The sequence below is a fragment of the Filomicrobium sp. genome (assembly GCF_025698805.1).
GTDB lineage: Bacteria > Pseudomonadota > Alphaproteobacteria > Rhizobiales > Hyphomicrobiaceae > Filomicrobium > Filomicrobium insigne.
Map to the genome: position 1 here is coordinate 1 of NZ_JAILWT010000002.1, position 14,175 is coordinate 14,175.

The following is a 14,175-nucleotide window of genomic DNA, read 5'->3' on the forward strand; positions in this document are numbered from 1 at the left end:
CCACCCGTCTCAGCCAATACCTTCGTGATCGCTGCCGTCAGAGACGTCTTTCCGTGGTCAACGTGACCGATCGTGCCGATGTTTACGTGCGGCTTCGTCCGCTCGAATTTCGCCTTGGCCATTGCTCGTCCTTGACAGTGTTTGACACCTTCTGGGTCACCGGGCCGCAAAGCCGCGTATCGGCACCCATACGCCTGAGCCCGATCCTCTAAGGGCTTGAGCCTTATTGTTCAAGGCCCAATCTTTGATCTGTGCCCCTGTTCGTCGAACATATTGGCCAACTTTCGCTGATGCGCTTCATCGCGACATTCCCGCCCCGTGCGGAACAGATCCCCCGTAGATGCGTTTGAATCACATTCCTTGAGCCAAAAAGCGAGAGGAGGATGAAATGTCACCTGAAATCAAAAATACCCACTTCCCTCGAGAAAATCGCAACAGCGTGCTCGACAGACCAGAAAATATCCAGGGAATTCCTGGGTCCCAGCATCCCCATCTTCCCGAGCAGGCGGAACATTGCCTGAGCGTCCTTCAGGGGCCGCAATGCATCCAAGGTGAAAAGCACGGTAAAAAGTAAAAAGGCTTTGACCTATGCAAGGGACCTCGACAGACAAACGCACATCCCAATCACCTGACGGGCCCAAAACCTATTCCGCCGAAAAGGCTCGTCAGGGCACTATTATTTTGCGCCATCGCTGGAGCCGATGGCTCTTCATTCTGGGGTTGGTCGCAGCCGTAGTTCTAGCGTTTTTCACAATTCCGCAAATGCCCTCCTGAATTTATCAGTGAAGAGATTGCTTTGCGCCATTCCGGCACCGCCATCTACGCGACCCCTCTCGAGAGTTTCGACCTATGAGCCGCTCCAACCTCGAAGGCTACTCAATCTTACTGGTGGAAGACGAGCCATTGATCGCGATGGATATTGCTGATGAGCTCGAAGGGCACGGCGCACGGGTTCACAACGTCCCCAGCGTTGACGAAGCTCTCACAATCCTGGCTTCCGCCGCTGTGTCCGCCGCCGTACTCGACTACCGCTTGGCCGATGGCACCGCCGATGAACTCTGCCAGCGACTTACCGATATGGGCATCCCGTTTGTCATATACAGTGGCTACACGGAGGTCGAAGGCGTTTGCGGCAAATGGGGTGTCATCCGCAAGCCTGCCGCTCCAAACGCGCTTGTCGGGATGGTCATCGCGCGCCTACAGATCTCGTCCAAGTAATAGAAATGGCCGGAGTATCGGCGATCCGCTCCGTCTCCGTTAAATGCAATACCGAATGTGTCAGATGAAATTGGAGCGGGTGAGGGGAATCGAACCCCCGTATTCAGCTTGGAAGGCTGCTGCTCTACCATTGAGCTACACCCGCACCCATGGCATCCGGGCTTTTTACCGATTTTTGACGGCAACGCAAACGGACATTTGCGGAACAGGCTAATCCGCCGCGCACAACCCGCAGCATCAGCTAGACTACAGAAGCGCTCGTAAAATGAACCGATAAAAACCCGCATTTTAGTTCAGGTAGCCCCTACCGTGCAGGACCGCACCGAAGCAACACACTGATAAGCTCCAACTAGAGATTTTTAACCAACCAAGTAGGAGGGACCGCGCGAACCTACAAGCAGCGCGCACAGTGTATCGCTTGACAGCAGCGCGAGGAACCCAAGCTGTCCGAGCAGATTACAGACGCATGTTACCGAGCAAAGCCACCAATCGGGGGCCTGCAATCCAATTTTAATTGCCCCGTTCATGGCATAACAGGAGCCATTATCGATGCTTTACGTAGATATCCCGACGCTCCCGGAACTCAAGGCGCTAATTTCCACCCGTGCGGATACGTGCGTCTCTATCTACGTATCCACCACACCACACACGCAGCAGGTTTCAGCCAGCCGGATAGCCTATGGCAATCTGGTCAAGACTGCGATGGAGCAGCTGGAAAGCATAGGATTTGATAAGCATCGCCGCCGCCGTCTCGAAGCGGAGCTTGCAGCGTTAACAGATGATGACGATTTTTGGAAACTGCAGGCCCATAGCTTAGCCGTCCTTGCCACCCCCGACAGCATCCGCACATTTAGATTGGCCACGGCGGTAACAGATACGACCCAAGTCGCAGATCGCTTCTATCTGAAGCCTCTCCTTCGAGCCATCGCCTTCCCTCAAACGGCATTCATTTTAACTTTGTCGGAAAATGCAGTCCGCTTGATCGAGATATTTGCGGACTTACCGCCATCCCCGGTACGCGTCCCCGAGCTGCCCAAAAGTGCCGCCGATGCAGTGGGGCGCGCATCCATAAATAACCTTACGCAGAACACACGCATAGCCAACGCCGAAGGTCAAACCGTGTTGCTCCGACAATACGCGCGGAAAGTAGACGCTGCACTTCGTGGCGTTCTGGCGGGACGAGATACCCCCCTGATCCTTGCATCCACAGATCCGCTGGCCCCGATTTTCCGAAATCTGAACAGCTACCCGGCTCTATTGAGCGAGGGCATATCGGAAAGTCCAGACCGCCTCTCTGAAGCTGAACTCGCGAGCGCGGCACGCCCGATACTTGACCGTTACTACAAGGCGCAGATTGACGAAGCGCGCACATTGTTTGAGGCCCGCTCCAACGACCGCCGCGCAACGACCAACATTGGCGAGGTGGCACGCGCAGCCACCAACGGCGCGGTTGAATTTTTGATGGTGGATATCGATCACGTCGAGCCGGGAACAGTCAACGACACCGATGGCGCCGTGACATTCGCCACCAGCCCCGACGCCGCCAACTACGATATCGCGGACGAGATCGCCGGCAGAGCAATAATGACAGGCGCCCGGTTTCTCGGGGTCCGTCAGACAGACATTCCCGGCAACGCTCAGGTGGCTGCGATTCTGCGATATCCCATTTGAACAAGAACGAGGCCCTGCCAACCGCAAAGCGTTCGCGGCAATCCGAGAGTCTGATTTGATAGAGGTAAGGTTTGGCCTATGAGGGTTAAGCCATGCCACGGCCCGAAAGCGAGGCGGTCCGGCGTTAGCACACCGCCAAAAGGTGCGTGAGCCTGAAATGGTGGAGGGGGTTGGATTCGAACCAACGTAGGCGTAGCCAACGGATTTACAGTCCGTCCCCTTTAGCCACTCGGGCACCCCTCCACATCTCGCAACCTGACTCGGTCCTTTCGAACCGGTCAATGTTCATTTGACGCCACTTATATCATTGAGCCGAAGGCAAAAATCAACATCAGCCTGTCAAATGAAATCGCCCCGCGGATGGCCAGCGGGGCAACCCCTCGTTTATGCGAAAATGAACTCCGCATGTCAATTCCCAAATGCCTGCGGCGCAATGAGCGCCCCGCATCAACGCGGGTGCGGCCCGCCTCCGGCCATGGTATCTGCGTAGCTCCCGAACCGTCTCTCTAACCTCGGCTCCCTGATCATCGTGACAAAATTTCCAAAACCCAACTCCAAGCGTCGCCCCGGCGCGCGCCCAGCGCACGCGCCGAAGGTCACACCAGACGACGTCACGCTGTTTGGCATCCATGCTGTTGAGGCCGCCCTTGCGAACCCGCAACGCCAGCTCATCAAACTGCTGGCGACAGAGAATGCAGCCCACCGTTTGGCAACGAGTATCCAGCCCCGCGGGATCACGCCTGAAATCGTGACGCCCCGCCGTCTCGATCAGCTTCTCGGTGCCGATACGGTCCATCAGGGCATAGCCCTCACGACCGACTATCTGCCAGAGCCCGTGCTCGAAACGCTTTTAGAGAACGCCGCTGACGGACAACCCCTTATCATTCTTGATCAGGTCACCGACCCGCACAACGTCGGCGCGATCCTTCGCTCAGCCGCAGTATTTGGCTGCGCGGGGCTCATCATGACACGCCGCCACAGCCCACCGCTCAATGGCACGCTGGCGAAATCTGCCTCCGGCGCTTTGGAGCTGGTGCCTGTGCACCTGACACAAAATCTTGCACGCTTGCTAACCCAGCTGAAAGAAAACGGGATAACGGTCATCGGCCTCGATGGCGCAGCGCAAGAGGTGCTGGACGACGCAAGCCTTTCTGGCCCCCTTGCGATAATCCTCGGCGCAGAGGGCAAAGGGCTGCGCGCGTTAACGGCGGAAACCTGCGATCACCTTTATCGCATCGAGGCACCCGGAGCTCTGGCAAGCCTCAACGTTTCTAATGCCGCGGCTGTGGCCCTGCATTTGGTTGCCATGCGCCGACGCGGCTAAACAAAAGCACATTTCCCCAAACAGAAAAGGCGTCCGGACCCAAAACCCGAACGCCTCATTTTGATAGATCGCTTTCCGCACGGCGGCTCATATCGGAAGCCTTACGGTGCCGATATACCCTGGAAGCTACGCAGCGCGTTTTAAGCTCACCTCCAGCGGCGACGATCCCAGCCCCAACCGCGGTCACGGCGGTATGCGCGGCGATAATCGCGCGGATAACCCCACGAGCTATAATAGGGCGGAACCCGATACCAACGGCGGCGCTCGCGCATTTCATACGCTGGACGCCAATAACCAGCGTCGTAGTAGGGATAGTAGTTACGGGGGCGATAATAGTAGGAATAGGGGTCTACATAGATCCGATCCCTACGGTAACGCGGGCGCTCAAACCGGTCATCAACGATCGGCCGCTCATAACCGCCACGCCACTCGCCGCCAGCACTGGCCGGCGTGATATGACCCGCTGCCGCAAAGAGCGCAGCCAAGGCCAATGCAAAAACTCCGATACGCATCGTCTTACTCCAGGGTACGGACAATTTCTTCTAGCTCAGCAGGCAACATGACGCAAAACAGTAAAGTTACATCTAAGCAAAACGAGTTTATACGATTTAATCGCGCCACACTTGGTTTGCCGATCCCAAGTCGAGACCAGAGTTAACTCGTTAGTTCTTCGTCCGAATGGCACATGAGCCCTGGATAACCTCTCTGATCTCCGGCCACGCAGAGTTGCAGAGGCAGCAATCCCGCAGCCGGCGCAACAAATCGGCGCAAAACCTCCACATATTTAAAGCTGTACTTTGAAAATAGACCTCTGGTCCTGCCTCGCGCGAAGCGCTATAAGTCGCCGCGACATGACATGCCGCGCCGGCGACCTGATGTGCTATCGGGCCCAGCGGCAATCAGCCGGCTTAGCTCAGTTGGTAGAGCACCTGATTTGTAATCAGGGGGTCGGGGGTTCAAGTCCCTCAGCCGGCACCAGCAAGACCGCTAGGGTGTGACGGCGGGCTCAAATGCCGCCACGGAGCCTCACTAGGTCCCCTCCACCAACATTAGCCATCGCCGCTTAGTGCAACGAAACGTCAGCAAACTGCAGTAAGGAACACCGAAGATGGGAAAGCGCGCACTGGTCGTTGTCGATATTCAAAACGACTACTTCCCGAATGGTAAGTGGCCGCTCGTCGGGATCGAAGGCGCAGCCGACAACGCAGCCCGCGTCATCGAAGCAACACGCCGAACTGGAGATTTGCTCGTTCATATCCGCCACGAGTTCCCCATCCCCAATGCCCCCTTCTTCGAGGCAGGCTCGGAAGGTGCGCAAATTCACCCGAAGGCGCAGAACCAGGCCGGTGAGCCTCTGGTTCTCAAAAACAACGTCAACGCATTCCGGGAAACCGAACTCAAGGACCTCCTGGACCGCAACGGAATTGAGGACGTCCTCATCGTCGGCAATATGAGCCACATGTGCGTGGACGCCGCGACACGGGCAGCTTCGGACTTTGGCTACAACGTCACCGTGATCCACGACGCATGCGCAAGCCGTGACCTGGAATTCAACGGTGTTCAGGTTCCCGCGGCACAGGCTCACGCAGCCTTCATGGCCGCCCTCGCTTTCGCCTACGCCAAGGTGATATCGACCGAAGAATATCTCAACGCCGTCGCCAACGAGGCCCCCGCAGCTTAAGCTTCAATAGAAAGCTCAGGGCAATCGGTATCGAAGCGCATCTTCTAGGTGTTGGCTTCGATACCGCATCCTTTTGGCAGGATATAAAGCAAGAGCTGATCCGTGCCTCGAATACCTGCCACCAACAAACAGGCGCACCGCCTGGCTTTACCCGTCGGCGCTCTGATATCGTTTCTGGTCGTTATTTTCCTGATACGCGCCGCATACCAATATTTTGCGGAAGCTCCCACAGCGCATGGGCTCACCGATGCCGCCTATGTCGCTCTCCTGCGTCTCGGCTTCGTGGCCGCCGCAATCCTTTGCTATCCGCTCTTGCTCAGACTCCGCACCGCTCTCGGCAAACGCTGAAACGTGCCTCGCTACCGATGCGCGCGACGACGATGAACGAACATTGAGAGAAAACCGAAAACGAGGCGCACGCTGTTGAAGCGTGGAGACGCGCCTCGCCCCCTCGGCATCGAGGAAAACCTAAGCCGCACCCGCGGCGCAAATTCAAAAATTGGTACGTACTGAACGCACACATCCCCCGACTCGCGACACGAGGAAGCAGATCACGAGCCGGGGACGAACGCCTTGCGTGGCCCGACAAGTATCCTGAACACGAAACGGTTTTTCTATGGGAAGATCTCCCGAAAGCATCGGGCGTTTACTCCCAAACTTCCCGATGCTCCGGTGAAAAATGGATATACGCGCGGAAGAGCTGCCCGTTCGCGGACACCAAACCTACTTGCTCAAAAATTCAATCGACGTGCGAATGAGATCGGCTGTGCGCTCCAAGCCAAGCTTGCTCTTCATCATGCTGCACGAGTTGGCGATCGTCTTGTAGGAAACACCCAGCGCCTCCGCGATCTCCGTCATACTCTTGCCTTCACCTAGCAGACGCAGGATCTCAACTTCCCGGGTCGTGAGCTGCTGGAGAGGGTCATCGCCGGAGTACTGAGCAATGGCCAACTGCGACGCCAGCTCTCGCTCGATATAATGGCCGCCTTCCGAGACCTTCTTGATCGCCGCTAGCAATTCATCAGCTGCAGCGCTCTTACTAACATAGCCTTTCGCGCCAAGTCGTAGAGCGCGCGCTGCATAAATCGGCTCCGCATGCATACTGAAAACGATCACCCGAGCCTTAGGGTCTCTCAGGAGTAGTCTGCGAAGCAGCTCAAGTCCGCCAATGCCCTTCATATTGAGATCGAGCAAGATAAGATCCGGTGGGTCCTTTCCCACGAGCGCCAGGGCCTCAGCGCCAGAACTCGCCTCGGTCAAAATAGCTTCGCGCGCACCTGAAATCAGTCGGCGAACACCTTCCCGCACGACAATATGGTCATCAACGAGTAGGACCTTTAAGGGCTTCATGATGCGCTGCTCTCCAGGGCTTCGGGCGATAGCGACATTGCGCTCGTCTCATCCTCAATCGGGAACCAGGCCGACACGATGACGCCCGAACCATCTGTCCGATTACTGACTTCTAGCTTGCCGTTGTGATGCGAGACCCGCTCCTTCATACCCAGGATTCCAAACCCATTTGATCCTGTCGAGTAATCTGGCAATCCACGGCCATCATCGGACACCAGGACGCGTACACCATCCCCCTCGTCCACGACGCTGATTTCCACGCGGCTCGGCTTTCCGTGACGGATCGCATTACTCAAAGACTCCTGCACGACCCGGTATATTGTCCCATCGAGTTGCTCGCCGAAACTCGTATCCTCGATTTCAAGCTCAAGAACGATATCGGGGTGACGCCCGCGCCAGAAGTTGAGCAAGTGATCCAAGGCATGCGCCAACCCCAGATCCAATAGAAAAGCTGGTCTCAAGCGCGCAAGCATACTCTTCACATGCCCCTGCATATGGCCAACCGCCTCGCGCATACTTTGAACGCGCACGGGAATATCCTCATAACGCTGCTCATCGAGAAGAGTACCGATGGATGCTGCATCCACATCAACCGCGAATAGGAACGGTCCTATCTCGTCGTGCAGATCTCTCGCAACATCCGCGCGTTCTTCCTCCTGCACGCTCAAGAGCTGATCCTGTAGCCGGCGATTGACCGCTTCAGCCTCTGACAGTCGTTCGACCATCTGATTGAAGCCGCGGTAAACCTGCACGAATTCAACGGGCCCCCGCTCGTCCAATCGTTCAACCTTGGACTGGCTCCCAATGCGCTTAAGTGCGTCGGCCATTCGGCCCAACGGCCGCAACGCTCGCCCTACGATGAGTGAAATAAGAGTGACGATGCTCCCACATAAGACAAAAATGATCCAAAGCGTGTTGGCGGTATCTTCCCAAACTTCACCGACTTCGTTGCGCGGATCCGTTTCCAGAACCAACGTCCCATGACCGTCGAATGCCGACGGCAAACTCACAGTCACCGCCCGTGGTTTTCCAGCCAGCAAATTAAAAAACCATTCCGGAGGCGGATCATCTGAAACCGCCACCTCAGAGGCCATGAGCAGCTTACCCAGACTGTCCCACACGCTGGCCCGAACGTGACGATCGCCATCGAAATCCGCAACAAGCAACGCGAGCCGTCTTTGCGGATTAGTGATTTCCTCGACATCGTCGACAGCGTTTGTGGCAATCCGCGCGCCGACTGCCAGAGCCGCACGCGTCTCCGTTTCGATCTTATCGACAGCATGCAGATAGAGCATGACACTGGCGAGCAGGAAGGTCACGACGACCGCAAGCGCAATCGAAATAATAAGTTCCAGTTTCAGCGACATACGGCCATACTCCTACTCACGGAGTCACGTTCCGTTGGGGCTTAAGAGCAGCGCAACTGAAATCCCCAGCCAACGTTGACGTCACCTAGGCAAACGATCCGCAGTGAGTGATCAAATGATCTTCTGCTCGACGGCGATGCGCACAAGCTCCATCGACGTCCGCGCATTGAGCTTTTCGCGTAAAGCCGCGCAATCGTTCGTAACGGTTTTATAGGAGACCGCCGTCGCCTCTGCGATCTCAGACATGCTGCGACCCTTGGCCAGCAATCGCAACACATCCAGCTCGCGTTCCGATATATCCAGCATTTCCCCTTTGCCCACACTAACCAGAGCCAACTTCTGGGCAACATCATCGGGCAGCCAAATCTCACCGCGCACAATGGTCCGGATAGCCTTCGCCATCAGTGAGGGGTCGTCGTTCTTACTAAAGAAGCCCTTGGCGCCCATCTCAACAGCTTTAGCCGCCAGGATGGGCGCATCACTCATGGTGAAGATAAGGATTTTGGCCGAGGCATCCATTTCCTTGATCTGGCGGGAGACGTCGAATCCAGATCGATCCGGCAAATTGATATCGATAACGACACAATCCGGATTCTCGCGAGAGAACACGGCAAGACCGTCCGCGCCACTCCGGGCATCGACGATCTCGATATCTCCCTCAACCGACAACGAAGCCCTGAAGCCCGCGATGACGATCGGGTGATCTTCAATAATAAGAACCTTCACGGTATTTGCACCTCGATGAAAACAACCCAGCATGCAGAGCGGGCGAAAGGCATGATACCCGTACACGGCTTCCATCGTGTCCAGTGCTTTTGCCCCGAATGCTGTCAGTTCAATTCCTTGGTGCCACGCAAATGCCCTCCTAACGTCAACTCGGCAAGCCGCGCAAGTGCTTTCTCACCAACCCATTAACGATCACGAGACCATAGACGATGTCGATCCAGATCCGCCTGAACGCTGTCATCGCGGCCCTCCTGATCTTCTGCCTCGCGGGATTGGTTGTCACCAAACTGATCCAGGCGCGCCCCCGAATTCTCACTGAAACCACGAACATGCTGTCCTTCACCAAGGACTATATCGAGACCGCCCGCACCGGCATTCTGGCATCGCCCGACCCCAGCACACGCATGCGCGAACTTGCCACCCGGTTAGAGGACGCACGCCACATCGAAGTGGCGCTTCTCCCGCCAGGAGAAGCAACAATAAACGTACCCCAGACACCGCAACCTACGACACTGCAATGGCTGGAAAGCCTGACCATCGGCGACGTCGATCCTCAAATGATCGCGATCCCATTTAAACGTGGGATGGAAGATTTTGGCAGCATCGCAATTGCCACCAGCCCATTTAACAAACTGCGCGAACTCAGCGTGGCAATCGAGGACATTATCGTAACCGGCCTGCTGCTGGCTCTCGCAGCTTTTGGCCTGACCAGTTGGGTGATCTGGCGGGCGCTCCGTCCCGTTCACGAACTGTGCGACGCTATCGCCTTGATGGAGGCCGGCCACTATGACATTGACCTAACCGTCTCTGGGACCCCGGAAATCACCGCCATATCGCGCAGTGTCGAGAGCTTGGCTTCCGCCCTCCGGAAGGCGCAACGCGAAAACGCAAACCTCTCCATAAGACTAATCCAGTTGCAGGATGACGAACGGCGCGCGATTGCACGCGAATTACACGATGAACTCGGCCCCCATCTCTACGCAGCGCGCGTGCGCGGTACGGCGATGAAATCCGAACTGGCCAAAGCAGAACCCGACATATCGTCCACCGCACAGATGGCCGAAAAATTATTGGAAGAAATAAATACGCTCCAGCTTGTAAATCGCCGCGTGTTGCATCAACTAGCCCCGGCTGCACTACGCGAACTCGGCTTGACTGAAGCCCTCCAGGATTTGGCTGACCGCTGGCGCGAAGAACACTCCACAATCAATCTTACGCTATCTGTCGGATTGCCTACCGATATCTCGCTCGACGAAACGACGGAGCTGACCATCTACCGCATCGTGCAAGAGTGTCTGACAAATGCCTATCGTCATGCGCATGCTAGCAATATCGCCGTGGAAATCATGACAGAACCGTTTGGAAACAACGGACCTGCTCAATTGAAATCGGAAAAGGTAATCCGTGCCACGGTTATCGACGATGGCAAAGGCATGAGCAACGAAATCGATTTCGGCTACGGGCTTCGAGGAATGCAAGAACGGATCACCGCATTGGGCGGGAAAATTATAATTGGAAAATCCTCCATCGGGGGCACTGAACTTTTAGCGATTCTTCCGCTCCCGAATTCCCTGGGATAAACAGGCAATACGCATCAGCTTACAAAGCTAATCCGCGTCAGATTCTCCCAAAAAACGTGTTACCACTGCTGTGTTGCAAATGAAGCACAGCTTAAATCGCCCGTCACTCGGGCGTTTGGGAACTTTTGCCAACACGCGTTGCAATCGTTGGAATTTAACTCCCCCGCATAATCGGCTCCGACTGATCACTGTTTGGCACCGTCAATTGCCTGACGCGCCTGGAAACGCCGCCGAAGCAGCGCGAGACAATCGCCCAGGTGATGCGAAAGCAAATAAGCTTTTGGGGGAGGAGTATGAAGAATAGTAATGTTGGGATAATCGGACTTTCATTGGTCCTGATGTCCACTCCGGCGCTCGCACAACAAGGCGAACCGGCCGCCGGAGCACCGACGGCGGCCGATATTCCGCCAGTAGATGTTATTCAGGTCCAGCCGAAAGCTGCACCCAAAGCGCAACCGAAGGCCGCCGCGAAAAAGCAGGCGCCGCAACAAACCGTTTCACCCGAACCTGTTCCGTATCAGCCCGAAGTTGTCGATGCTCCTGTTGGTCACATTGATCCTGCAACGGGACGCCAGATCAGCAACGCGCCAACTTTAAACCCGATTGATCCGGCCTCAGGCATCTTGCCCGCTGATTTGCTTGACTACATTGGCGCCGCCAGCCGTGTGACGTCTGCTCAAATCGACGAACAGCGTCCGAAGGACAATCACGAAATTCTGGCGCGGGTACCCGGCGTCATGGTCGTGAACGATGATGGCATGTCACGGCATTCCAATATTGGTGTACGCGGCTCTCCGGTACGCCGCTCTCGTAAAGTTCTTATCCTTGAAGACGGGCAGTCGATCAATTTCAGCTCGTACCTCGATCCCTCAACCCACTACACACCCCCAACAGACCGCGTCGAAGCCGTTGAGGTCGTACGCGGGTACAATATTCCGTTCGCGCCTTTAACGAACCACGGCATTATCAACTTCCAGAACCTCAGCCCGTTCGGCCCAGAAGAGACTGTTATATCGGCGTCGATCGGTACCACGGATGGCGTGAAACGGGATTGGAACAACACGCGGCACGTCCACACACGTCAACATGCCGGGAATGTCGGCGCAGTCTTTTCGTATTCCGGCTCTGAAGCCGGCGGCGCTTGGGACAACGAAGTCCTCCGCTACAACGACTTTTACGGCGCCCTCGGTTGGAAAGGTATCAACCAGGATCTCACAGTTTCAGGCGTCTATTTCCGCCAGCGCGATAACTACGACGAAGACAATTTCGAAGGCGACGACAGCCTGGGCATCTCGGCCGAACAACAGTTCTTCAATAACGGCCGCTGGAAATCAGGAAATCCGCTGATCGCGGATGGTCTGACCGACTTGAACACCTACAATGCCGACTATTTCCGCCTGCAAGTCGCACACAATTGGTACGTCGACTCCAACACCACCGTGTCGACGCGCATCTACGGCAGCGACCACGAGCGGAACCGCTTTTCAGTGCGCGACCCTGCACCAAACTTCCACATGCGCGGTCGCAACCGAAAGTACACGATCTACGGTGCCGACAGCCGCGTGGAATTCGCCAACCTGCCGCTATTTGGCGACCGGACGCAAGATGTCCAAGCCGGTATCAGCTACGAACATCATTCCTTCCGGAACTGCACAAGCTTCGGAAAGCTCAATGAAGTTTTGGACAGCGGAAACACCGGCAATTGTTTTGCCGAAGACGGTGTGAATGGCTACGTCGATGACGGCGCCCTGGAGAAATTTGAGACAGGTGCCTTCACTGCATTCCTCCAGTCATCAATGCACTTGACCAAGACGTTCTCCGTCACGCCCGGCGTCCGCTTTGTATCTTATGACGTCAAGCGGAACGGTGTTTACGCCGGCCCTAATCCTATCCATGTAGGAGATGTGCCTTATCCAGCGGACACGGAAGCCGGTGAACTCGTCGGCAAAGAAGAATCATCCTTCAATCACGTTCTACCCGGCGTCGCTCTGTCGTGGCGCGGCATTTACAATACCAACGTCTACGGCAGCTACCATCGCGGCTTCACGCCTTCCGTAGCACGCGGTGAATTTTTCCCGCTGCCGGAAGAAGTCGGCGACAACTTCCAGGTTGGCGTTCGCACAACAGCGTTCAAAGGGCTTACGCTGGATCTCGCCTACTTCTTCAGCCGCATTGACGATTACCAGATCAAAGAGGCCTTCACGGCACCATCTGGCGCCAACATCTTCGGCACAGTCGACCAAGCTGAAATCAACGGCTTCGAGATCTACTCACGACTCGATAGCCAGCCATATATTGGTGGACGTTTGAACTTCTTTGGCGAGGCCACATACACCTTCGCCGACTCGGTCATCACTGAGAGCAACGTCCCCGCCGAAGTCGGCAAATACCTGCCGGAAGTCCCACGTCACTTTGCAAATCTCACACTCGGTGTGGAGCAACGCGGCCTTTGGGACGCCAGCGTATCGTGGACGTATCGGGGTGACTTCTACACCGACACAATCAACACCCCCTACGGTGGTGACGATGAAGGTGGACAGGGTCTTGTCCCCGACGTTTGGCTGCTCTCGGCACGTGCGAACTACACTGTGCCCGGTACGAACACGACGCTTTTCGTCTCCGGACAGAATCTGACGAACGAGTTCTACATCGCCGACAGAGCAGATGGCATGAAACCCGGCATAGGCCGAACCCTGTGGGCTGGCTTTAAGCAGAAGTTCTGATTGAGTAACGTCTTCAGCACGTAGATCAATCTGGGCCGCCTCTCCCCGTCTCGGAGGCGGCCCTTTTTATTGCCCGCTAGAACCTTTGCGAAAGCGAGCCTTCACCATGCTGAGCAAGACAGTTACGTTGTCCGTACAGGAGCGCCACAAGACACAATTTTCTCGCTATAATGACTAAGCAAGCACAAGTTTGCGCAAAGCCTTTACGTGCCTCGCTCAGCTCAAGAGAAATCGAATGCTCAATTGGCTAATTCGTATCGTGATGGGGATTTCCGGAGTCATTGCCGGCTGGTTCGTCGCACAGGATTCAGCCAACTTTGGCGTCGTTCAGATGGCGATATCGCTACTGCTTGTCATCGGCTGTGTCCTGCTCGCCGTCTTCTGGCCGAATATCATCGCCGTATTCAAGAGCAGCACCGAACCCGATGACTCGCCCAATCGCTGACGGCAAAATAATGCATGCTCAGCATTGCAGCATATGAAGCTTTGCACGATCTTTCGCGACCGCCCCCTTGCAGCGCCGCAATAAGCCCCC

The 14,175-nt window shown here is 56.0% G+C and carries 14 protein-coding genes and 3 tRNA genes; 10 read left to right on the forward strand and 7 right to left on the reverse strand.

Annotation, left to right across the window (positions count from 1 at the left end; genetic code table 11):
- On the reverse strand, nucleotides 1-122 hold a 122-nt coding region (locus tag K5845_RS03735; protein WP_287958706.1), incomplete at its 3' end, for a GTP-binding protein.
- 266 nt (nucleotides 123-388) lie between these two features.
- On the opposite strand from K5845_RS03735, the gene K5845_RS03740 reads away from it, so the two are divergent.
- Both K5845_RS03740 and K5845_RS03745 read left to right on the forward strand, forming a co-directional pair.
- Nucleotides 389-574: a hypothetical protein gene (locus tag K5845_RS03740; RefSeq protein WP_139165295.1), complete on the forward strand. Its 186-nt coding sequence runs from the start codon at nucleotides 389-391 to the stop codon at nucleotides 572-574.
- Between the two features lie 275 nt (nucleotides 575-849).
- Nucleotides 850-1,218, forward strand: coding sequence for a response regulator (locus tag K5845_RS03745; protein WP_052743618.1), 369 nt, complete (start codon nucleotides 850-852; stop codon nucleotides 1,216-1,218).
- 71 nt (nucleotides 1,219-1,289) lie between these two features.
- Here the strand turns inward: K5845_RS03745 and K5845_RS03750 are convergent.
- Nucleotides 1,290-1,363 (reverse strand) — tRNA-Gly (locus tag K5845_RS03750).
- Nucleotides 1,364-1,767: 404 nt separating this feature from the next.
- On the opposite strand from K5845_RS03750, the gene K5845_RS03755 reads away from it, so the two are divergent.
- Nucleotides 1,768-2,889 carry a baeRF11 domain-containing protein gene (locus K5845_RS03755; RefSeq protein ID WP_046476122.1) on the forward strand — a complete coding sequence of 374 codons (1,122 nt, stop codon included), beginning with the start codon at nucleotides 1,768-1,770 and terminating at the stop codon, nucleotides 2,887-2,889.
- 158 nt (nucleotides 2,890-3,047) lie between these two features.
- Here the strand turns inward: K5845_RS03755 and K5845_RS03760 are convergent.
- Nucleotides 3,048-3,132, reverse strand: a tRNA-Tyr gene (locus tag K5845_RS03760).
- Between the two features lie 286 nt (nucleotides 3,133-3,418).
- Here K5845_RS03760 and rlmB point away from each other — a divergent pair.
- Complete coding sequence (gene rlmB, locus K5845_RS03765) at nucleotides 3,419-4,213, forward strand: 23S rRNA (guanosine(2251)-2'-O)-methyltransferase RlmB (RefSeq protein ID WP_076605269.1); 795 nt, start codon at nucleotides 3,419-3,421, stop codon at nucleotides 4,211-4,213.
- Nucleotides 4,214-4,359: 146 nt separating this feature from the next.
- On the opposite strand, the gene K5845_RS03770 is transcribed toward rlmB, so the two are convergent.
- Nucleotides 4,360-4,725, reverse strand: a complete 366-nt coding sequence (locus K5845_RS03770; RefSeq protein WP_052743617.1) for a hypothetical protein — start codon at nucleotides 4,723-4,725, stop codon at nucleotides 4,360-4,362.
- A 390-nt stretch (nucleotides 4,726-5,115) separates the two neighbouring features.
- On the opposite strand from K5845_RS03770, the gene K5845_RS03775 reads away from it, so the two are divergent.
- From K5845_RS03775 to K5845_RS03785, 3 genes are all read left to right on the forward strand, one after another.
- Nucleotides 5,116-5,191 (forward strand) — tRNA-Thr (locus tag K5845_RS03775).
- Nucleotides 5,192-5,321: 130 nt separating this feature from the next.
- The gene (locus K5845_RS03780) at nucleotides 5,322-5,894 is read left to right on the forward strand and encodes a cysteine hydrolase family protein (RefSeq protein WP_046476118.1); all 573 of its coding nucleotides are present in this window, start codon (nucleotides 5,322-5,324) and stop codon (nucleotides 5,892-5,894) included.
- Between the two features lie 102 nt (nucleotides 5,895-5,996).
- Nucleotides 5,997-6,242, forward strand: coding sequence for a hypothetical protein (locus tag K5845_RS03785; RefSeq protein WP_090227479.1), 246 nt, complete (start codon nucleotides 5,997-5,999; stop codon nucleotides 6,240-6,242).
- Between the two features lie 375 nt (nucleotides 6,243-6,617).
- Here the strand turns inward: K5845_RS03785 and K5845_RS03790 are convergent, their stop codons facing one another.
- From K5845_RS03790 to K5845_RS03800, 3 genes are all read right to left on the reverse strand, one after another.
- Nucleotides 6,618-7,244, reverse strand: coding sequence for a response regulator (locus tag K5845_RS03790; protein WP_052743616.1), 627 nt, complete (start codon nucleotides 7,242-7,244; stop codon nucleotides 6,618-6,620).
- A complete protein-coding gene (locus K5845_RS03795) occupies nucleotides 7,241-8,611 on the reverse strand; it encodes an ATP-binding protein (RefSeq protein ID WP_287958426.1) in 1,371 nt (456 codons plus the stop codon). The genes K5845_RS03790 and K5845_RS03795 overlap by 4 nt, the downstream gene beginning before the upstream one ends.
- A gap of 111 nt (nucleotides 8,612-8,722) precedes the next feature.
- A complete protein-coding gene (locus K5845_RS03800; protein WP_046479819.1) occupies nucleotides 8,723-9,337 on the reverse strand; it encodes a response regulator transcription factor in 615 nt (204 codons plus the stop codon).
- A 209-nt stretch (nucleotides 9,338-9,546) separates the two neighbouring features.
- On the opposite strand from K5845_RS03800, the gene K5845_RS03805 reads away from it, so the two are divergent.
- From K5845_RS03805 to K5845_RS03815, 3 genes are all read left to right on the forward strand, one after another.
- A complete protein-coding gene (locus tag K5845_RS03805) occupies nucleotides 9,547-10,917 on the forward strand; it encodes a histidine kinase (protein ID WP_287958427.1) in 1,371 nt (456 codons plus the stop codon).
- Nucleotides 10,918-11,210: 293 nt separating this feature from the next.
- Nucleotides 11,211-13,640 carry a TonB-dependent receptor family protein gene (locus K5845_RS03810; RefSeq protein ID WP_287958428.1) on the forward strand — a complete coding sequence of 810 codons (2,430 nt, stop codon included), beginning with the start codon at nucleotides 11,211-11,213 and terminating at the stop codon, nucleotides 13,638-13,640.
- Nucleotides 13,641-13,875: 235 nt separating this feature from the next.
- Nucleotides 13,876-14,085: a hypothetical protein gene (locus K5845_RS03815; protein WP_046476101.1), complete on the forward strand. Its 210-nt coding sequence runs from the start codon at nucleotides 13,876-13,878 to the stop codon at nucleotides 14,083-14,085.
- The last annotated feature ends 90 nt before the right edge of the window (nucleotides 14,086-14,175 follow it).